At 45.6% G+C, this 19961-nt stretch carries 24 protein-coding genes and 1 pseudogene; 16 read left to right on the top strand and 9 right to left on the bottom strand.

Going from position 1 to position 19961, the window contains the following annotated elements:
- Positions 1-71: 71 nt before the first annotated feature.
- Positions 72-1088: an NADPH dehydrogenase NamA gene (namA, locus tag HC660_RS11825; protein ID WP_168748180.1), complete on the bottom strand. Its 1017-nt coding sequence runs from the start codon at positions 1086-1088 to the stop codon at positions 72-74.
- A 170-nt stretch (positions 1089-1258) separates the two neighbouring features.
- Here namA and HC660_RS11820 point away from each other — a divergent pair, with 170 nt between their 5' ends.
- Positions 1259-2890 carry a M20/M25/M40 family metallo-hydrolase gene (locus HC660_RS11820; RefSeq protein ID WP_168748179.1) on the top strand — a complete coding sequence of 544 codons (1632 nt, stop codon included), beginning with the start codon at positions 1259-1261 and terminating at the stop codon, positions 2888-2890.
- 46 nt (positions 2891-2936) lie between these two features.
- On the opposite strand, the gene proC is transcribed toward HC660_RS11820, so the two are convergent.
- On the bottom strand, positions 2937-3773 hold the full coding sequence (gene proC, locus HC660_RS11815) for a pyrroline-5-carboxylate reductase (protein ID WP_168748178.1): 837 nt from the start codon (positions 3771-3773) through the stop codon (positions 2937-2939).
- A 402-nt stretch (positions 3774-4175) separates the two neighbouring features.
- On the opposite strand from proC, the gene HC660_RS11810 reads away from it, so the two are divergent.
- From HC660_RS11810 to HC660_RS11790, 5 genes are all read left to right on the top strand, one after another.
- Positions 4176-5135 (top strand): MBL fold metallo-hydrolase, encoded by a 960-nt coding sequence (locus HC660_RS11810; protein ID WP_168748177.1) that lies wholly within the window; start codon positions 4176-4178, stop codon positions 5133-5135.
- A gap of 5 nt (positions 5136-5140) precedes the next feature.
- On the top strand, positions 5141-5920 hold the full coding sequence (locus HC660_RS11805) for an SDR family NAD(P)-dependent oxidoreductase (protein ID WP_010334830.1): 780 nt from the start codon (positions 5141-5143) through the stop codon (positions 5918-5920).
- Positions 5921-6012: 92 nt separating this feature from the next.
- Entirely contained in the window at positions 6013-7365 is a 1353-nt protein-coding gene (dsdA, locus tag HC660_RS11800) for a D-serine ammonia-lyase (RefSeq protein ID WP_168748176.1), read from the top strand.
- Positions 7366-7448: 83 nt separating this feature from the next.
- Complete coding sequence (gene coaA / locus HC660_RS11795) at positions 7449-8408, top strand: type I pantothenate kinase (protein WP_024121956.1); 960 nt, start codon at positions 7449-7451, stop codon at positions 8406-8408.
- A 5-nt stretch (positions 8409-8413) separates the two neighbouring features.
- Positions 8414-8800, top strand: a complete 387-nt coding sequence (locus HC660_RS11790) for a VOC family protein (protein ID WP_151175208.1) — start codon at positions 8414-8416, stop codon at positions 8798-8800.
- Here HC660_RS11790 and HC660_RS11785 read toward each other — a convergent pair.
- The 3 genes from HC660_RS11785 to HC660_RS11775 form a co-directional block, all read right to left on the bottom strand.
- On the bottom strand, positions 8797-8958 hold the full coding sequence (locus HC660_RS11785) for a hypothetical protein (RefSeq protein WP_010334834.1): 162 nt from the start codon (positions 8956-8958) through the stop codon (positions 8797-8799). The genes HC660_RS11790 and HC660_RS11785 overlap by 4 nt on opposite strands.
- Before the next feature lie 53 nt (positions 8959-9011).
- On the bottom strand, positions 9012-10241 hold the full coding sequence (locus HC660_RS11780; protein ID WP_168748175.1) for an MDR family MFS transporter: 1230 nt from the start codon (positions 10239-10241) through the stop codon (positions 9012-9014).
- Between the two features lie 517 nt (positions 10242-10758).
- A complete protein-coding gene (locus HC660_RS11775; protein WP_010334838.1) occupies positions 10759-10965 on the bottom strand; it encodes a YqzH family protein in 207 nt (68 codons plus the stop codon).
- A 167-nt stretch (positions 10966-11132) separates the two neighbouring features.
- Here HC660_RS11775 and HC660_RS11770 point away from each other — a divergent pair, with 167 nt between their 5' ends.
- From HC660_RS11770 to HC660_RS11740, 7 genes and pseudogenes are all read left to right on the top strand, one after another.
- A complete protein-coding gene (locus tag HC660_RS11770; protein ID WP_168748174.1) occupies positions 11133-12371 on the top strand; it encodes a DNA polymerase IV in 1239 nt (412 codons plus the stop codon).
- On the top strand, positions 12368-12706 hold the full coding sequence (locus HC660_RS11765; RefSeq protein ID WP_168748173.1) for a YolD-like family protein: 339 nt from the start codon (positions 12368-12370) through the stop codon (positions 12704-12706). The genes HC660_RS11770 and HC660_RS11765 overlap by 4 nt, the downstream gene beginning before the upstream one ends.
- Before the next feature lie 187 nt (positions 12707-12893).
- Complete coding sequence (locus tag HC660_RS11760; protein ID WP_010334826.1) at positions 12894-13364, top strand: GNAT family N-acetyltransferase; 471 nt, start codon at positions 12894-12896, stop codon at positions 13362-13364.
- 12 nt (positions 13365-13376) lie between these two features.
- Positions 13377-13734: pseudogene (locus HC660_RS11755) on the top strand (antibiotic biosynthesis monooxygenase family protein).
- Complete coding sequence (locus HC660_RS11750; RefSeq protein WP_168748171.1) at positions 13712-14743, top strand: bifunctional GNAT family N-acetyltransferase/GrpB family protein; 1032 nt, start codon at positions 13712-13714, stop codon at positions 14741-14743. Before HC660_RS11755 ends, HC660_RS11750 begins: the two are co-directional and overlap by 23 nt.
- Complete coding sequence (locus tag HC660_RS11745; RefSeq protein ID WP_010334823.1) at positions 14740-15063, top strand: iron-sulfur cluster biosynthesis family protein; 324 nt, start codon at positions 14740-14742, stop codon at positions 15061-15063. The genes HC660_RS11750 and HC660_RS11745 overlap by 4 nt, the downstream gene beginning before the upstream one ends.
- Positions 15064-15076: 13 nt before the next feature.
- Positions 15077-15316 (top strand): YqkC family protein, encoded by a 240-nt coding sequence (locus HC660_RS11740; protein ID WP_010334822.1) that lies wholly within the window; start codon positions 15077-15079, stop codon positions 15314-15316.
- A gap of 33 nt (positions 15317-15349) precedes the next feature.
- On the opposite strand, the gene HC660_RS11735 is transcribed toward HC660_RS11740, so the two are convergent.
- Positions 15350-16255, bottom strand: coding sequence for an alpha/beta hydrolase (locus HC660_RS11735; RefSeq protein ID WP_168748170.1), 906 nt, complete (start codon positions 16253-16255; stop codon positions 15350-15352).
- A gap of 171 nt (positions 16256-16426) precedes the next feature.
- On the opposite strand from HC660_RS11735, the gene HC660_RS11730 reads away from it, so the two are divergent.
- Positions 16427-16651: a YqkE family protein gene (locus HC660_RS11730; RefSeq protein WP_168748169.1), complete on the top strand. Its 225-nt coding sequence runs from the start codon at positions 16427-16429 to the stop codon at positions 16649-16651.
- Between the two features lie 29 nt (positions 16652-16680).
- On the opposite strand, the gene HC660_RS11725 is transcribed toward HC660_RS11730, so the two are convergent.
- Positions 16681-17601: an aldo/keto reductase gene (locus HC660_RS11725; RefSeq protein WP_168748168.1), complete on the bottom strand. Its 921-nt coding sequence runs from the start codon at positions 17599-17601 to the stop codon at positions 16681-16683.
- Between the two features lie 62 nt (positions 17602-17663).
- Positions 17664-17786, bottom strand: coding sequence for a Z-ring formation inhibitor MciZ (gene mciZ, locus HC660_RS11720; RefSeq protein WP_168748167.1), 123 nt, complete (start codon positions 17784-17786; stop codon positions 17664-17666).
- Positions 17787-17859: 73 nt separating this feature from the next.
- Here mciZ and nudF point away from each other — a divergent pair, with 73 nt between their 5' ends.
- A complete protein-coding gene (gene nudF, locus HC660_RS11715; protein WP_168748166.1) occupies positions 17860-18411 on the top strand; it encodes an ADP-ribose pyrophosphatase in 552 nt (183 codons plus the stop codon).
- Positions 18412-18413: 2 nt separating this feature from the next.
- Entirely contained in the window at positions 18414-19577 is a 1164-nt protein-coding gene (locus HC660_RS11710) for a TIGR00375 family protein (RefSeq protein WP_168748165.1), read from the top strand.
- 7 nt (positions 19578-19584) lie between these two features.
- Here HC660_RS11710 and HC660_RS11705 read toward each other — a convergent pair whose 3' ends face one another.
- A complete protein-coding gene (locus tag HC660_RS11705) occupies positions 19585-19929 on the bottom strand; it encodes a helix-turn-helix domain-containing protein (protein WP_010334816.1) in 345 nt (114 codons plus the stop codon).
- Between the last annotated feature and the right edge of the window lie 32 nt (positions 19930-19961).

Here is a 19961-nt window from a genome sequence, read left to right as displayed (position 1 = left end):
GCTGATCGTTTCTCCAAAAATAAAAAAAGAGATATCCGGCGGCGGAGCCGCGGATATCTCGAATCTCAAGATTACCAGCCTCTTTCGTATTGAACAGGGGCTTGAATATCTGTATTGAGCTGTTTTGCGGCAGTTCTTGCAAAGTAAGGATCGCGTAATAGCTCTCTGCCGATAAAGATGAGGTCTGCACGGTTATTTTGAAGAATTTCTTCAGCCATTGAACCATTTGTAATCATTCCGACAGCACCAGTCGCCATATCAGCCTGTTCGCGGATTTTCTCGGCAAAGCTGACCTGATAGCCAGGGAATACGTTAATGTCTGCATGAACAAGGGCACCTGAGCTGCAGTCAATTAAGTCAACGCCCTGCTCCTTCATCCATTTTGCAAAACCGATATGATCAGCGATGTCTAAGCCTTTGTCTGTATAGTCAGAAGCCGATACACGGACAAATAAAGGACCATCCCACACTTGATTGACTTCATCAATGATTTCTCTTAAGAAACGGTATCGGTTTTCTGGTGAGCCGCCGTATTCATCTGTGCGATGGTTAGAAAGCGGAGATAAAAATTCATGAATTAAGTATCCGTGTGCCGCATGAATCTCAATCACATCAAAGCCTGCTTCTTTTGCACGGGCTGCTGCTTGTTTGAACTCCTGCACGGTCTCTTTCACTTTTTCAGTTGTCATTTCAACCGGTGTGCTGGATTGCTCGTCAAACGCAATCGCAGACGGAGCGAAAATATCGCCTTCAAGCTCTGCTTTACGTCCTGCGTGGGCAAGCTGAATTCCGATTTTTGAGCCTTGCGCTTTTACCTGCTCAGTCAGCTTTGCAAAACCTTCGATATGCTCGTCACTCCATATCCCTAAATCTTGGTCTGTGATGCGTCCTTGAGGATTAACCGCTGATGCTTCCACAATAATTAACCCGACCTGGCCGACTGCGCGTGTTATGTAGTGAGCCATGTGGAACGGCTGTAACTTTCCGTCCTTTTCGTGAGAAGAGTACATGCACATTGGTGACATCACAATGCGGTTTTTTAACGTTACATCTTTAATCGTCATAGGTGTGAATAATTTTCTGGCCATTTCTTTCGCCTCCCGTAAGGTTTTTAGAGGTTGATTATAACAAGTCATTTCTTTCCCGTCATATAAACTGCTCAAACGATCCGATTTTGTCAAACATTTCTGTATAATAGAAAGGGAGTCATGTTATTTTTTAGAATCGAAGCGTTTTTATACATAGGAGGGCGGAAATGATGAATTGGCAGACTAAGGATAATTTGCTTACCCTTTTAACTTCGCTTGTCCAGTACGAAAGTGTCACTGGTTCGAAAGGGGAAGCCGCACTTGCGGAATATCTTTATTATCTTTTAAAGGACAAGCCTTATTTTCAAAATAACCCTGCTCATGTCACACTCCATCCAATGGAAGACGGCAGAACGTTTCTGACGGCGCTTGTCAAAAAGAAAGATGTCAAACAGACAGTGCTATTGCTGAGCCATTTTGATGTCGTGGACATAGAGGACTACGGCGAATTCAAGCATATGGCCTGTAAGCCGGCTGAGCTTTTAAACTCCTTTTTGGAGAAAAAAGAGTTGCTTCCTGAACGCGTGAGAACAGACGCGGAAAGCGGCGACTGGCTGTTTGGAAGAGGCACGATGGATATGAAAGCGGGGCTTACTGTTCAGCTGTCGATGCTTGAGCGGGCAATGAATGGTCATTTTGATGGGAATGTCCTTTTGATTACGGTTCCTGACGAGGAAGTGAATTCAAGAGGAATGATCGAAGCCGTTCCTGCACTGAAGGAAATCAAGCATAAATATCATCTTACATACACTACTTGTTTGAATAGCGAACCGATGTTTGAAAAATTTCCGGGCGACCAGCGGCAATATGTGTATACAGGCAGCATTGGCAAGGTTCTCGCAGGATTTTTCTGCAAAGGGATAGAAACGCATGTCGGAGAGCCGTTTTCCGGTTTAAATGCAAATTTAATGGTTTCTGAGATCAATCGTCTGCTGGAGCTGAATGTGAATTACTGCGAAATGGCTGACGGGGAAGTCACCCCGCCGCCGGTAAACTTAATGCAAAAGGACTTGAAAGAGGCATATTCCGTCCAAACACCGCATACAGCCGTTACGTTATTTAATGTGCTGACAATGCAGCGCTCCGCGAGTGAGCTGCATGACATGCTGAAAAAAACCGCAGAGCAGGCGGCAGAGGAGATTACAAATCATATTCAGCAGAAAACACGTGATTTCCAGAAGTTTGAGCCATTTCATCCAATTGAACGAACTGTCACTGTTTTTACGTTTGATGAGCTTCTTGCACGTGCGAAAAGTCGTGTCGGAAGCTCGGAAACAGAACGGGTGCTGAATTTCACCTATGCAAACAGGGGAGACCTTGGAGACAGAGATTTTTCGACTAAAATTGTATCAGAGCTCGCTGCGCTGTGTAAGGAAGATGCGCCGCTCATTGTTCTCTTTTATAGCCCTCCGTTTTATCCGGCAGTGTCATCAAAAAACGATCAGGTAATCAAGAATACTGCCGGCAAGCTCATTCAATATGCAGCTGATAGGTACGGCATTGCTTTACGGGAGGTTCAATATTTTCCAGGGCTCTCGGATTTAAGCTATCTTCAGCTGGAAAAACAGGATGTTGGTGCATACACAAGCAATATGCCGCTCTTTAACAGAGGATACTCACTTCCAAGCAGGGAAGACGAGGCGCTGTATGTTCCGGTATTAAATGTCGGCCCGTCTGGAAAAGACCCGCATAAATGGACGGAACGACTGTATGTGCCTTATTCCTTTGAGGTGCTTCCCGACTTGCTTTCCTTTACAATCTCTGCATTATTAAAACAATCAGAAGCTGCCAGCCAGTCTTAGGATAAAGAAGACAGAAAGCGCATTGTCTTCTGTCTTATGTTTTTCTCTAAAAATGCTTTTCTAAAGCGGCTCCGGCAAATTGCTCTTTGATTTCAGCGCTTCGTTTGGCCGTTTCTTCAATACAATGAATGATTGCTTCTTCAAAGCGGGCCTCCGTTAAAGCGCGAAGGCCTGCCTCTGTTGTTCCCCCAGGGCTCGTAATCTCCTTGCACAGCTGCGCCGGCTGTTTTCCGCTTTGGCGAAGCATATCTGTCGCGCCTGCCATTGTCTGCAGGATCAGTTTTTTTGCCGTTTCCTCATCTAAACCGACCTTTTTCGCCGCTTTTTCCATCGCTTCAATATAGCGATACAGGTAAGCGGGGCCGCTGCCTGCTATCGCCGTAACGGCATCAAGGTGCTGCTCCTCAACCAATGTGGCGTCACCGATTGTTTCTAGCAATGCTTTAGCCGCTGTGATATCGTCTTGGCTTGCTTCAGCGCTTACGGAAAATCCGGTTGCTGATTTTCTGATGGCAGCTGAAGTATTCGGCATCACCCGTATGACAGCAAGCTTTCTGCCGAAATAATGCTGAATGGTTTCGATGGTAAGGCCTGCAAGCACAGAAATGACAAGCTGATCCTTCATATAAGGACGAATGCTGTCAATGCTCTCTGCCGCATCCTTAGGCTTAAAAGCAAGAATGACGATATCAGTTTGTGTGAAAAACTCGCTCTTATCCCTGCATGGTCGCACGCCGTACATTTCCTTTAATTCATTGAGTCTCTCTTCATTTGACCTGTTTGTGATATAAATATTTTCAGGTTTTGTAATGCCGCTTTGCAAAAAACCGTTGATCATAGCTTCAGCCATGGACCCGGCGCCGACAAATCCTATCTTTTTCATGGATATCCTCCTTCTATTAGAACAACAAAAAACCTTTTCATCACGTAAAGGACGAAAAGGTTCGCGGTACCACCCTCATTAGCACAACTTGTGCTCAGCTCAAATCCCGTAACGCGGGAAACGTTTAGGTTTTCCTAACCGCTCTGAGGGCAGGTTCTACAAACAAGTGGGCCGCGATACCTTTCAGCCTGGGGATATCGCTCTCTCTGGCCATTGCCTGTATACTATTCCTCTCGTCATAGCGTTCCAATGGTTCTCATTTTAGTTGTTGTTCATTATGCAATGGGGGACAAGCTAATGTCAATAGCTTTTTCAAAAAGGGCCGTTCTCATACGGCAATAATGACACAAGACCGAGAAAAAGCTAAAATATGAGTAATGAATGAAGACAAGGAGCAAAAGAATGACAACTGCAGATATCATTCCGATTCGCGTCCCGACACCGTTTGCCGTCGGTGATGTTATCGTTTACTTAGTAAAAGGTGATGCGCTGACACTGATCGATTGTGGACCGAAAACCAAAGAGGCGGCTGCAGCCCTAAAAGAGCAGCTTGCCGCTGTACATATAGAAATGTCAGATATTGAGCAGATCGTGCTGACTCACCATCACGCGGATCATGCAGGGTTGCTTGATGTTTTTTCTGATGACATTAAAGTGATTGGACATCCGTTTAACGAACCATATATCAGCAGAGACAAGGCATTTATGGAGTGGCAAAAACATTTTTTTCAAAAGCTCCTGCCTGAGTTAGGCGTTCCATTTGATGATGTGAAAGCAGAAAGGCTTATCCGGTCGGCGTACGCATTTTCCTGTACAAGATCTTTGACCCAAACGGTGACGGAAGGGATAAAAATTGACGGGATGGATGACTGGACTGTTCTGGAGATGCCCGGACATGCAGAGTCGCATATTGTTCTCTTTCATGAAAAGACCGGAAGAATGCTTGGCGGTGATTTGCTGCTGGCGAACAGCTCGTCTAACCCGATTCTTGAAGCGCCAAAAACGGGAGAAAAAAGAACGGAGCCTTTACTGGATTATCAGCGGTCGCTGCGGAGGCTGTCTGAACTTGCCCCGAACACAGTGTTTCCCGGTCATGGCGATACGATTAGCAATGTACGAGCGCTGATCAAGAAGCGGTTTGACAAGCAGAGCAGCCGGACCAAGGATGTGCGTCACATGCTGTCGGAAAAACCGCTTACCGCTTTTCAGGTTTGTCAGCAGCTCTTTCCTGCTGTTTATGAAAAAGAGTTGTTTTTAACGATGTCAGAAACGGTTGGGCATCTTGATATATTGGCGGCCGAAGCAGGCATCACGTCATATTGGGATGGAAATACCGCATACTTTAGAGCAATAGAGAGGTGAACAGGGTGAAAAATATAGCTGGCAAGCGTATTTGGATTACAGGTGCTTCAGGAGGGCTTGGAGAAAGAATCGCTTATTTATGTGCGGCTGAAGGAGCCCATGTTTTGCTGTCGGCAAGACGTGAGGATCGTTTGAAGGAAATCAAAAGAAAAATGACCGAGGAATGGAGCGGACAGTGTGATATTTTTCCTCTGGATGTCTCCCGTCTTGAAGATATCACCCTCGTCCGTGATCAGATCGGTCCGGTTGATGTGCTGATCAATAATGCTGGCTTTGGTATTTTTGAAACGGTTTTAGATTCGACCCTAGATGAAATGAAATCAATGTTTGATGTCAATGTTTTCGGTCTGATTGCCTGTACAAAAGCTGTTCTTCCGCATATGCTTGAGCAAAAAAGCGGACATATCATTAATATTGCCTCTCAAGCAGGGAAAATTGCTACGCCGAAATCCAGCCTTTATTCAGCGACAAAACATGCTGTGCTCGGCTATTCAAACGCTTTGCGTATGGAACTGGCGGGCACGGGCGTCTATGTGACGACAGTCAATCCAGGGCCGATTCAGACTGACTTTTTTTCTATCGCTGATAAAAGCGGAGACTATGTCAAAAATGTCGGACGCTGGATGCTTGACCCAGATGATGTGGCAGCACAAATCACGTCTGCCATTATGACGAACAAACGTGAAATCAATCTTCCTCGTTTGATGAATGCCGGAACAAAGCTATATCAGATGTTTCCAGCACTTGTGGAAAAGCTGGCTGGACGGGTGCTCATGAAAAAATAAGCATGGAACTGCCTGTGTGAGACGCCTTTTGGTGTGTTTGCAGGCAGTTTTTTATAAAGAGATATAGTTGTTAAAGGAAGGAGAAATCGCTGATGTCAATAAATCAAGAAACTCTGCGTGACCTGATAAAAGATCCATTTATTCAGAAACTGATTGATGCCCGACCGGTATTCTGGGCTAATCCCGGCAAGAAAGAGGGGGTGGCATTACAAGCGGCTGAGTGGAAATGTGAGATAGACGAGGCGGACAAAAGACTTCGGCGCTTTGCTCCTTATATTGCAGAGGCATTTCCGGAAACAAAAGCCGCCGAAGGGATGATTGAATCGCCGCTTATTGAAATAAGCCATATGAAAAAGAAGCTGGAGGAAGTGTATGGCGAAACGTTTCCGGGGAGATGGCTTTTAAAGTGCGATCATGAGCTTCCGATTTCTGGATCGATTAAAGCCCGTGGCGGTATTTATGAAGTGCTGAAGCATGCGGAGGAGCTGGCGCTTCAAGAAGGAATGCTTAAGGAAACAGACGATTATCGCGTCTTGCACGAAGAGCGGTTCACTTCATTTTTCTCCCGCTATTCCATTGCTGTCGGCTCAACAGGAAATCTTGGTTTAAGCATCGGCATCATTGGCGCCAAACTAGGCTTTCGCGTGACGGTGCATATGTCCTCTGACGCTAAACAGTGGAAGAAGGATTTACTTTGCAAAAAGGGTGTCACTGTCATTGAGTACGAATCAGATTACAGTGAAGCGGTTAAAGAAGGACGGCGGCAGGCGGAACAAGACCCATTCTGTTATTTTGTTGATGATGAGCATTCCCGCCATCTGTTCCTAGGATATGCGGCAGCGGCCAGTCGTTTAAAAACGCAGCTCAGCTTTATGAATATCGAGCCTGGTCCTGAAACACCGCTGTTTGTGTTTTTGCCTTGCGGAGTCGGCGGAGGGCCGGGTGGTGTGGCATTTGGACTGAAGCTCCTGTACGGAAACCATGTCCATGTATTTTTCGGGGAGCCAACCCATTCACCGTCTATGCTCTTAGGTCTATATTCAGGCCTGCATGATCGGATCTCTGTACAGGATATCGGCTTGGATAATGTAACGGCTGCTGACGGGCTTGCCGTTGGGCGCCCGTCAGGATTTGTCGGCAATCTGATAGAACCTTTGCTGAGCGGCTGTTATACTATCGAAGACGAAACGCTGTATGCCTTGCTTCATTTGCTGGCTTTATCTGAAAATAAGCATTTAGAGCCGTCTGCGCTTGCCGGCATGTTCGGACCTGTTCAGCTGTTTCTAGCGGAAACCGGGAAACACTACATGTCTGAAAATGATCTGCGGCACAGCATGAAAAATGCCGTACATGTCGTCTGGGGAACGGGAGGCAGTATGGTTCCGAAAGTAGAAATGGCTGCATATAACCGAATCGGTGCTGACTTGTTAAAAAAGATAAATTGAAAAAATAAGCAGACAGTAGGAATGTTTTCCGTTACAATCTTTGTAAGCGTTTGTTTAAAGCTACAGAGAGTCAGGTGTAAACAGTGAAAAATAAAGAGCTTAATTTACATACTTTATATACACAGCACAGCCGGCAGTCTTGGTCAGGATTTGGAGGCCATTTGTCGATTGCTGTTTCTGAAGAAGAGGCAAAAGCTGTTGAAGGGCTGAATGATCATTTATCCGTAGAAGAAGTGGAGACGATCTATATTCCGCTTGTTCGTCTGCTTCATTTGCATGTCAAGTCCGCTGCCGAGCGAAATAAGCATGTGAATGTTTTCTTGAAGCACCCTCATTCAGCCAAAATTCCGTTTATCATTGGTATTGCCGGCAGTGTCGCTGTCGGGAAAAGCACGACAGCGCGGATTTTGCAGAAGCTGCTTTCACGTTTGCCGGATCGGCCCAAGGTCAGCCTGATCACGACAGACGGCTTTTTATTTCCTACAGCTGAGCTGAAGAAGAAAAACTTGCTGTCAAGAAAAGGATTTCCTGAAAGCTATGATGTGAAAGCGCTCCTCGAATTTTTGAATGACGTAAAGTCAGGAAAAGAAAGAGTAAAGGCCCCGGTCTATTCTCATTTAACCTATGACCGTGAGGAAGGTGTGTTTGAGGTTGTAGAACAGGCTGATATCGTAATCATCGAAGGAATTAATGTTCTTCAATCGCCGACCTTGGAGGATGACCGGGAAAATCCCCGCATCTTTGTTTCCGATTTCTTTGATTTTTCAATTTACGTAGATGCGGACGAAAGCCGGATTCTTACCTGGTATTTAGAGCGTTTCCGCCTTCTCCGGGAAACGGCCTTTCAAAATCCGGACTCGTATTTTCATAAATTTAAAGACCTGTCCGACCAGGAGGCTGACGAGATGGCAACCTCGATTTGGGAGAGTGTCAACCGCCCTAATTTATATGAAAATATTTTGCCGACTAAATTCAGGTCAGATTTAATATTGCGAAAGGGAGACCGGCATAAGGTAGAAGAAGTGTTAGTGAGAAGGGTGTGATCAGGATGCACCATATTGAGCTGTATGTCTCCGACTTGGAAGCGTCTAAGCGGTTTTGGGGATGGTTTTTAGCAGAGCTTGGCTATAAAGAGTTTCAAAAATGGAGTTCCGGCATCAGCTGGAAGAAAGATCACTTTTACCTTGTGATTGTTCAGGTAAAAGAAGAATATCTAGAGCCGGAATATCACAGGTGCCGTGTCGGGCTGAACCATCTCGCGTTTCATGCTGAATCCAGGCTTCAAGTCGACCTGATGACTGAAAAATTGATGGCAAAAGGCTATCGTGTGCTGTACCGAGACCGACATCCTTTTGCCGGGGGAGACGGGCATTATGCAGTCTATTGTGAGGACCCTGACCGGATTAAGGTAGAGCTCGTTGCCCCAAGCGGTTAATCGTTTTGGTCTTCGGACATGCTGTTAAGCTTTTTTTCAATTCGGTCCAGCTGTGCTTTGCGGTTTTTCGCATATTTAGAGCCGATGATAGCCGCCGAGATAACAGCGGCTATCATGAAAAACACGATCAGCTGAAAGAAGATATCACCTATATTCATATTTCATCACCTCGTTTTTGCGGGAGAGAGCGATTCTCTCCCGTCTTCTTGTGTTAAAGCGGCTTCCCCAGTCCGGGTTGCTGCTCAGTGATTCCCGCTTTCATCCTCCGATAGGCAAACGCTAAAAACGGCAGGCCAAGCAGGGTGATGCCGCTAAGGACAGAAAAAATGGAACTTGGATGCCCGGCGCCAAATATATCGATACATAAGCCGCCTGCCCAAGGGCCAATCACATTCCCAAACTGCGAAAAGCCGATCGCTCCGAAATACGTTCCTTTTAATCCGGGTTTTGCAATCTGGTCTACAAACAAATCCATCATACAGAATAAGAGCACTTCTCCAACTGTAAATGCAACCACAATGATAACAAGTGAAGAAACGCCGTGTGACATGGTAAGGATCATCATGCTGGCGCTGATCATGATATTGCCGAGCATCAGGGAGCAAAGCGGCGAAAACCGTTTACCAAGGTAGACGATGGGAAACTGTGTTGCCAAAACAACAATTGCGTTTAATGTCAGCATGAAGCCGTACAATTTTGTCCCATCTTCGATAAAAGGATCTTGTGCCATATATTGCGGAAATGTAGAGCTGAACTGCGAATAGCCGAAGATGGATAGTGTAATGCCGATAAGAGCAACTGTAAAAAGACGATCCTTTTGCGTTACCATAAACGCTTCCCGAACGTTCATATTTCTGGATTGTTTTAATGTCGCGGGTGGATGCTTTTTAAATTGGATGGCAAGGATCACACCGTACATCCCATAAATCACCGCAGGCACCAAAAAAGGAGTGGTAGATTGTGATGAACCGAAGTACAGACCGAGCACAGGGCCGAAGACAACGCCGATATTAATGGCTGCATACCGCAGATTAAAAACCAGCAATCTTGTTTTTTCTTCTGTCATATCTGACAGCAAAGCTTTTGATGCAGGTTCAAACAGTGATTTACAAAGTCCGTTTAACGCATTTACCACAAAAAATACCCAGAGGTGAGAAGCGGCCGCAAACCCTGCAAACACCAGCATCCAGCCGAAAATGGATACAAGCATCATGTTCTTTCTGCCGAATTTGTCCGAGATAAATCCGCCATAAAAGCTTGCAATGATGCCGACTGATGAGCTCGCCGCAATGACAAGCCCCGCATAGGATGCTGATGCGCCTTGGACAGCTGTTAAATAAATCGCTAAAAACGGAATGCTCATCGATGTTGCCATTCTGCCGAAAATGGTTCCGATAATAATTGTCCAGCTGATTGGGTGGATATCTTTCCATGTCTTCATGTTTATTGTTCTCTCCTGTTAGTAAGATCTTTTTCTATCATACATGAAAAAATTTCCTTATCCAACGGAGGATTAAATATTTTTACTTACCGGTTTATATGGGTTTGTTATGTGCGCGCAGGATGACCTTTGTTTTTGATGGTTCAAGTTTCACGTTGATGATGGCGTTTAGCCGTTGAAGTGGAGGTTGAAGTACTCGGATTTTTTTGTCTGGCGCTTATATCTGACCATGAAAGTGTAATTCTCATTGAGCAGAAACGCCTGTCCAGTTTAAAGGCATGAGGAATGCGGGAGATCAATCGGATTTCGTTTAAAGACGTTGAATCATCAGACTGTTGCTCATATCGGCAGGATTCCTGAAATGCTGAGGGAGACCGGGCATCAGATAAAAGTTTATGCTGATGGGCTTGAGCGTCCGTATATGAGAAGGGGCGCTTCCCCTTGATATCAGCCGCGTCCCTTCTGGCCATACTAAAACAAATATACGAAAATTCTCCAACAATGAAGGTGCATGACACTAAGAAAACAGCCCTTGGTTTGTGACGTAGTCATAAATGATATCCTCTATATGCGCATGCAGGTCCTCGTCTGGATCTTCATTTTGTCTTTCCTCTAAGGCAGCTTTCAGGCTTTGTTTTTCATACGGGCTTAACGGATCAATGGCAACATTTCGGCCGTATTGGCGCAATGCCTGTCCCAACATTTTTTCGACAAATTTCTCCATTTTGATTCTCCTATCTTTATGGTTCGCTTTCATTCTACTAAATGTTTTCCTTCTCTCAAACCCTTGCATCATATTTTCTGTCAGACAAGAATCATTTACCAGTATAAACCGAACGTATTTTCGCATATAATAGCAGAAGCGAACATAAGTTCTTTTTAGAGGTGTGTATGATGAAAGAAAAAGTGATTTTTCTCGTTGACATGCAATCGTTTTATGCATCTGTAGAGAAAGCGGAAAATCCACATTTGAAAAATCAGCCGGTGATTGTTTCGGGTGATCCGGAAAGGAGGGGCGGAGTTGTATTGGCTGCATGCCCGCTGGCGAAACAAAAAGGGGTAGCCAATGCCTCACGCCTGTGGGAAGCGCAGGAAAAATGCCCTGAAGCGATTGTGCTTCGGCCTCGGATGCAGCGGTATATTGATGTATCACTGCAAATCACCGCCATTTTAGAGGAATATACAGATCTTGTGGAGCCCTATTCCATTGACGAGCAATTCATGGATATCACAGGCAGCCAGAAGCTGTTTGGGGCGCCCGAGGAAATTGCCAAAAGCATTCAAGACAGAATCATGCGGGAGGTCGGCATTTATGCCCGGGTCGGAATCGGCCCTAATAAAGCGCTCGCCAAGATCGCGTGTGACAATTTTGCCAAAAAGAATAAGAACGGTATTTTTACATTAACGAAAGAAAATATGAAAACCGAGATGTGGCCGCTTCCGGTAGGGAGTATGTTTGGCGTTGGAAGCCGGATGCAACATCATTTAAATCGAATGGGCATTAGCACGATCGGCGGGCTTGCGGTTTTTCCACTCGAGCTTTTAAAAAAGAAATGGGGCATTAACGGACACGTGCTGTGGATGACGGCGAACGGAATCGACTATTCTCCTGTGTCAACGGCATCGCTGGACGGACAAAAAGCAATTGGCCACGGAATGACACTCCCGAGAGACTATGAACACTTTGACAAAGAAATAAAAGTCGTTCTGCTGGAGCTAAGTGAAGAGGTATGCAGGCGAAGCCGAAACGCCGGGATGATGGGGCAGACGGTTTCGGTGAGCTGCAGGGGGGCTGACTTTGATTTGCCGACCGGCTTCAACCGGCAAGTGAAGCTGGCAGAACCGACCAATTCTACGCAGGATGTGTACCAGGCCGTATGCAGACTGTTTCTCAAGTTTTGGGACGGGAAGCCTGTCCGCCGCCTCGGGATTAACCTCTCTCAGCTTTCATCTGATGAAGTATGGCAGCTCAATTTATTTCAGGATTATGCAAAGAAGATGAGCCTCGGCTATGTGATGGACGGGATTAAAAGCCGGTTCGGCGACACGGCGATCATCAGGGCGGCCTCACTGACAGCTGCAGGCCAGGCGTTTGAACGCGCGGCTAAAATAGGAGGGCATTATAAATGAATGAGCATTTACAAAGAGGCAATCTGCTGTGGGAAGGAAGCCGGATGTTTCTGCCTGAACATAAACAAAGCCTGCTTGAGAGAAAACGCCATAAACAGAAGCCGCAAAAGCCGATCCTTGATTCGGATAAGCTGGAGGAGATGAACCAAACGCTTTGCACTGCGATGGAATTTGCTCAGGATATCACTGTCAGCTGCTTTCAGGATGGCGAAATTGTCACCTGCAGCGGGAAAATCTGCCGCTATGAGGAGTTTGAAAAGACAGTGTGGATCAAAGGAGACGCCGGCAAGCTCTGTAAGCTAAGACTTGATCAGGTGCTTGATATTTTTCTGTAAATGTTCTCCCTCCCGGCGGCTGGAGGGGGAGAACTAGGTATGAAAAATAGCAAACATGTTCCCTCAGCAGTCTGAAAACGTATGATACAGAAAAGAAGGCATTTACAATTCCAGTCAGGCAAAATATAATTTTTATATTGTGAGAAAAAAGAGACATTCGTTTTGCCAGACGGAGGGAGAAATCGTAATGGATATTCGAACAATCACGTCTTCAGATTATGAAATGGTAACGTCTGTGATGAATGAATGGTGGGGCGGCAGGCAGCTGAAAGAAAAACTCCCGCGATTATTTTTTGAACATTTTCAGGACACCAGCTTTATTACACATGAACAAAACAGCATGACTGGATTTTTAATCGGATTTCAATCGCAATCAGATCCTGTAACGGCATACATCCATTTTTCCGGTGTGCATCCGGATTTCAGAAAAATGCAAATTGGAAAACAATTATACGATGTGTTTATTGAAACGGTTAAGCAGAGGGGATGCACCCGGGTAAAGTGCGTCACATCCCCGGTAAATAAGGTGTCAATCGCGTATCATACAAGACTTGGGTTTGAGATTGAAAAAGGCAGCAAAACAGTAAATGGCATCTCAGTATTTGCAAATTACGATGGACCGGGCCAAGACAGGGTTCTTTTTGTGAAAAACATATGAGGAGGAACCGCTATGGATTTTTTGTCAAAAACACCTGAGCCTCCTTATTATGCTGTTATCTTTTCTTCTGTCAAAAGTGAAAATGACGAAGCATATGGAGAAACAGCAGAGCGGATGGCTTCGCTTGCGGCGAGCCAGCCCGGATTTTTAGGTGTGGAAAGCGTTCGCGAAGCGGATGGAACCGGCATTACAGTTTCCTATTGGGAGAGTATGGACGCAATCAATCATTGGAGGCATCACACCGAACACCAAGCAGCGAAAGAAAAAGGAAAAAGCGTGTGGTATGAATCGTATGCGGTCCGCGTCGCCAAAGTCGAAAAGCAGCGGCTGTTTTCAGGAGAAAACAAATGATTGCATTTCTTCAGCATAAGGAAGAGGCTGTATCACGTGAGATTATTGATGTTCAAAAGCCAGCTTATGTAAAAGAAGCGGAGCTTATCGGTTTTGACGGGATCCCTGCTTTACACGAAAAAGCTGAGGATATCAGAGCCTCTCAGGAGCGATTTGCGGGATTTCGGGAAAACGGGAAACTGCTCGGCGTCATTTCATACGAGAAGTTTATGCATGAGCTGACCATTTGCAGGCTTGTTGTGCATCCCGACGGTTTCAGAAAAGGCATCGGACGAGCACTCGTGCAATTTGTTATTGATCAGAACGAAGACGCTGAGAAAATCGAGGTAGTAACAGCCGAGAAAAACAGCCCGGCCGTGTCGCTGTATACGCAGGCAGGATTTGAAAAGACGAAAACCGTCAAAGCGTCAGAGGGGCTTTTTCTGTCAGTCTTTCATCTCTATCCGAAAAGAAAGGTTGAAGTCGCTCACTACAATGAAGAATGGGCAAGACTGTTCAGTGAGGAAAAAGATCGTCTGAAGCTTGTGCTCGGCCCGGAGATCATTGACGTGTATCATGTCGGAAGCACATCGATACCAAATATGGCGGCAAAGCCGGTCATTGATATCCTGATTGCAGTAAAGGATATCGCGGCCGTAAACCAATATGATTCGAAAATGACGGAGCTCGGCTATGCGCCAAAAGGAGAAAACGGCATTATTGGCAGACGCTATTTCCAAAAGGGCGGAAATAAGCGTACCCATCATGTCCATATCTATGAGGAAGGGCATCCTGCTATTGAAAGGCATTTGGTGTTCAGAGATTATCTCACAGCTCATCCGGAAACAGCGAAGGAATACGCCGCGCTCAAAAAACAGCTGGCGGCCCAGTATCCGGACAATATCAAGCGGTATATACAGGGAAAAACTGATTGGATCAAGGCTGCAGAAGAAAAAGCGAAGCGGTGGAAAAAAGGCAGAAACAATGCGAACGGACGCGTGGTGTGCTACAATAGCGAAAATGAAAAAAACGGGGGTTTCACCTTATGAACATTCATGTGACAGATGCAGCAGCACAGGCACTGCAGCAAGCGCTTGACGCCAATCCGGGAAAAAAGGCGCAGCTCCGTTATGACGCTGAAGGATGCGGCTGCGCAGTAAGCGGTGTACCGACCATTTGGGTGACAGAGGAATTAACGGGACAGTGTGAGCAGCTGGAAACGAACGGCATCCCGCTATATATCCAGTCGTCGCAAAAAGTGTTTTTTGACGATCAAATGACAATCGATTACAATGAGAAAGCCAAAACGCTGGCGCTGAAAAGTCCGGCTCAAATGCTCAGTCCAAGAATGAGCATATTAGTAAAGTAGGGAGACACGAAACGTGGAACAAAAGCTGAAGTCAATTAAGAATACAGCACAGAATAAAACGTGGGTATCCTTTCTGAACAAAAACCATCCCTACACCCTGCTGCACTGGTCAATCGGAGGAGCGGAATCCGTCAAGAAGGATGTTTGGCTTTTGCAGGATGAAATGACATTTGAAGCGCAGGAGTTTACTACGATAGACCTTGCGATTGAATGGATCAGTGAACATATGGATGGCATCACCGACGTTTTATGATGGAAAAGCGAAAGGCTAGGGGCCTTTCGCTTTTTACGTTATTTTGTCTAAAAAGGCTTGCACGGTTTTTCTATACGTGTCCCGATTTTTTGTATATGACATGGCGTGTTCTCCAGCTTCAGCAATATAGAGTTCCTTTGGACCGGGCTTTTTTTTAAAAAGCCGCTCGGTTGCAGAAACAGGAATATAATCATCGTGCCTGCTGTGAATAAAGAGAACCGGCTTTTCGATGGTATTGATGACAGCAAGCGGGGATACATCGCGTGCGCGGTAGCCATCCCTGAACCGCAAAAAGGAGTCGGCAATGGGGAGGATCGGCCAGGAAGGCAGCCGGTATTCCACTTTTAGACGATACGCAAGCTGTTCCTCAAAGCTTGCAAACGGGCAATCGGCAATATAAAAATCAGCGCCATCGTCAGGATGTGCCCCTGCATACAGCAGGGCAGTCACTGCTCCCATTGATTCACCGTGGATTCCGACCAATCCGCGTTTACCGATTTTGTCTTTGACCCATTTGAAGACCTCGTTTAAATCATCCTTTTCATAAAAACCATAGCTTGTAGTCTTTCCGCCGCTTTGTCCGTGCCGGCGATGATCGTAAATCACCACATTCCAGCCGAGATCAAGAAATAAATCCATATATTTGAGAGAGTTCAATATATTCACGGTCACGCCGTGGCAGATGATCATTGTTTTTGAGGTATCGTGTGGTGCAACATAGTAGCCTTTTATGTCATATCCGTATGCCGATGGAATCACAAAAGCCGTTTTCTCCATGCGTTCAAACGATTCAAATACATCATGCCCGTCATCTGTTTCTCTTTTCATAATCTCTTCGTCGGTTTTTTTCTTTATGAACATAATGATATTTGTAAAACAAATACCGATAGCAGCTACAGCTGCCAAGACAGCGCCGACAGCTAAAAGGAATCTTTTCAAAAGACACAGCACCTTTCAACTCTATTATAAATAACCTTCTAAAACCATTATACCTAAACGCTGCTGAGCCGTCAGAAAAATATGACAGCGATTTTATGAAGAGAGTCTTCTTGTTCAGCCTGAATCTCCATGATAAACTGGCTTCAAAACAAAAAAACGGGGGAAGCGAGCATGAAAAAACAAAAATCTGCTGACAAACACCAGTTAAAGGACGATCTTCAATCCGATATAAAAGAAAAGCTGATGCAGATGAAAAGCCAATTGAAGGATGAGGATGAGAAGAGACAGGAAAGAAAGAAAGCGGAACAGATCAGAAAGAAAAAGGAGATCGAAAAAAACAAAAGCTTTGAACAGCTCCTCGATGAAAGCCAGCTCGATTGGCATCAATACAAATAAACCAGCACCCGGTCAGGTGCTGGTTTTCTTTATGGACGGTGTGCTTCGTAAATGTCTTGTTTCGTATAGAATTGGAGCGCTTTGATTTCCTGCTCGCTTAAGCGCCGCGCGTTTGCAGCCTGAACGTTTTCCTTCAGTTGCTCTAACTTGCTGGCACCGGTGATTACTGAGGCCACTGCCGGCTGCGCTAAAAGATACTGCAGCGACATTTCCGTCATGGTGAGGTCTGGAGCAACGCCGGCCATTGACTTACGGGCCTCTGCCAATTCTTCATAGGAATATGATAAGTACCCGTTTTGTTTCATGGTCTCCGAAGCTTGTTCAAGCGGTTTCTCAGTCAGCAGCCCTTTAGCGACCGGCCCCCTTGCCACGACACTGATCTGATGTTCCTCTAAAAGCGGGAGCCATTCCTCCGGCCGTCTGTCAAACAGGCTGAATTGCATCATAATGCTGACGATATTTGATTTTTTCACATATTCTTTAATGACGTTCGGGCGAATAGAAGAAATTCCATAATAACGAATGACACCTTCTTGTTTTAATTCTTCAAATGTCTCAATCGTTTCGTCAATGTTGTCTTCTATTGTGCCACCGTGAAGCTGATACAGATCGATATAATCCGTTTTCAGACGTGCTAAGCTCTTTTTCACTGCCTCTTTTATGTAAGCTTTTGAAGGGTCCCAATACCAGCCGTCATTTTTGTCACTCCACCGGTTTCCGGCTTTTGTGGCCAAAATGATGTCCTGGCGTCTGTTTTGAATTGCTTTGCCGACGATTTCTTCATTGCGGCCGCGATCATACAAATCAGCTGTGTCCAAATAGTTGATGCCAAGCTCAATGGCTTCATCAAGGATCGACAGCGCTTTATTTGTTTCGGTTCCAAGGGACATACAGCCAAGTCCGACTTCGCTTATTTCTAAATCAGATGAACCTAGTTTGCGCTTTCTCATGTGCACACTCCTTTTTTAGGCTTTGTAATGACCGTAATATAAAGGAGCGGAGTTTTCAACTTTTACGGCTCGGAAATCCAATCTTTCACATACCGGAATGTGCGCCCGTATTCCTTGAGCTTCGCCCGCACCTCCCAGGATTTCCCCACTAAAACGACGCCCTTTTGCATACGGTATACTTTCATAAAGGAGCCCCCTTTTCTCTAGTATGATAAAATGTATGGGGCATGATATAGAGACAGAACGGGAGATGAAGAAATGAAACACTTAGAAGAGAAAACAATTGCTAAAGAACAGATTTTTTCGGGTAAAGTTATTGATCTTTATGTAGAGGACGTCGAGCTCCCTAACGGAAAAACGAGTAAACGCGAAATTGTAAAACACCCTGGTGCGGTAGCGGTGCTGGCTGTCACAGACGAAGGGAAAATCATACTGGTGAAACAATTCCGGAAGCCCCTGGAACGGACGATCGTTGAAATACCGGCCGGAAAGCTGGAAAAAGGAGAAGAGCCGGAGTATACGGCGCTTCGGGAGCTGGAAGAAGAAACAGGATACACAGCGAAAAAGCTGACTAAAATGACAGCATTCTATACATCGCCCGGTTTTGCCGATGAAATTGTCCACGTTTTTCTTGCGGAAGAGCTGGCTGTGCTTGAAGAAAAACGGGAACTAGATGAGGACGAGTTTGTTGAAGTGATGGAGGTGACGCTTGAAGACGCACTAAAGCTGGTTGAGTCGCGCGAGGTTTACGACGCGAAGACAGCCTATGCGATTCAATATCTTCAGCTGAAAGAAGCGCTGCAAGCATAAAAATGAAAAAGATTTACGCGGATTTACACATCCATATCGGTCGGACCTATACAGGAAGGGCTGTCAAAATAACAGGTGCAAAAACGCTGACGCTGGACCGGATTTTGGTTGAGGCCAGTGAATATAAAGGGATTGAACTTCTCGGAATTATTGACTGCCATTCTCCGGAAGTCATAATAGAGCTTGAGGAAGGCATTGCTTCAGGCAGGTATCAAGAGCTTGAGGGCGGCGGAGTCCGTTATCGCAGCACAACTCTTTTATTGGGAAGCGAGCTGGAGATTTACGATGAAGCATGCAGCGGGCCAATTCATGTGCTTGCTTTTATGCCGACACTTGCTGATATGAAACAATTTTCAGCCTGGCTTTCAGCACGGATGAAAAATATTCACTTAAGTTCACAGCGGATATACGAAACAGGCTTGAATCTTCAAAAAAAAGTTAAAGAAATGGGCGGATTGTTTATCCCCGCCCATATTTTCACGCCCCACAAAAGCTTGTACGGAAAAGGCGTTAAGTCAACTTTAACTGAGGTTTTTGATTCTTCTATGATAGATGCTGTCGAGCTTGGTTTAAGCTGTGACACACCTATGGCTTCACGGGTGTCTGAATTGAATAAATATTCATTTTTAACAAATTCTGATGCGCATTCCTTAGGGAAGATCGGCAGAGAATATAATGAACTATATGTGGCCTCAGCTGATTTTTCTGAGTTCGCTCTCGCATTAAAGGGACAGGATAACAGGAAAATTACCGCCAATTACGGATTAGATCCGCTGTTGGGAAAGTATTATCAAACGGCTTGTGAAGTATGCGGAGAGCGTACTGAGAGCGGGGCAACGGCGTGCGCGGAATGCGGAGGTGCCAGATTGACAAAGGGTGTCAGCGAAAGGCTGTGCGAACTGAGTGATCAGTCTGGAAAGGGCATATCGCGTCCTAGATATGTCCACCAGATTCCGCTGCAATTTGTGCCGGGTGTCGGACCGAAAACCCTGGACAAGCTAAAAACGGCCTTTGGTACAGAAATGGCTGTTCTTCATGAGACTTCAGAGGAGGATCTGGCTCGGGTTGTTCCGCCGAAAACCGCCGCTCTTATTGTGAAAGCGAGATCAGGAAAGCTTGAACTGAAAGCCGGAGGAGGAGGAACCTACGGGAAAGTTAAGTCGTGAGTGAAAATTAACTCAGTTCCTCCTGGACTTTTCTCTTTGTCCGGATAAAGGTGATCAGCTGTATTATTTCGTCTTCAGACAGCGGCTTGCCGTCAACAGCAATGTCAAGGCTGCTCCACGTGGTCAATTCAATGGTCTGAGGAGCAGTCTCCTTTTGCTTTGTGCGGCCTAAGAGATCATCGCAGGTTGTATCAAAAAGGTCTGCCAGCATTGCCAGGGCCTCAAGCGAAGGGCGGCGGTAGCCTGACTCGTATCCCGCGTATGTGCTTTTTGCGATACCCAGGAGGTCAGCCGTATATTGAAGCGACCAATTTTTCTTTTTTCTCAATTCAGTTAAACGATCTAAATTCATGGACTTCCGCTCCTTTTTCAACTTGAGCTGAT

It is taken from the genome of Bacillus mojavensis, assembly GCF_012648005.1.
Taxonomy (GTDB): Bacteria; Bacillota; Bacilli; order Bacillales; family Bacillaceae; genus Bacillus; species Bacillus mojavensis.
Note: the sequence above shows the minus strand (reverse complement) of the source record. Positions and strands in the feature narration are given on the sequence as shown.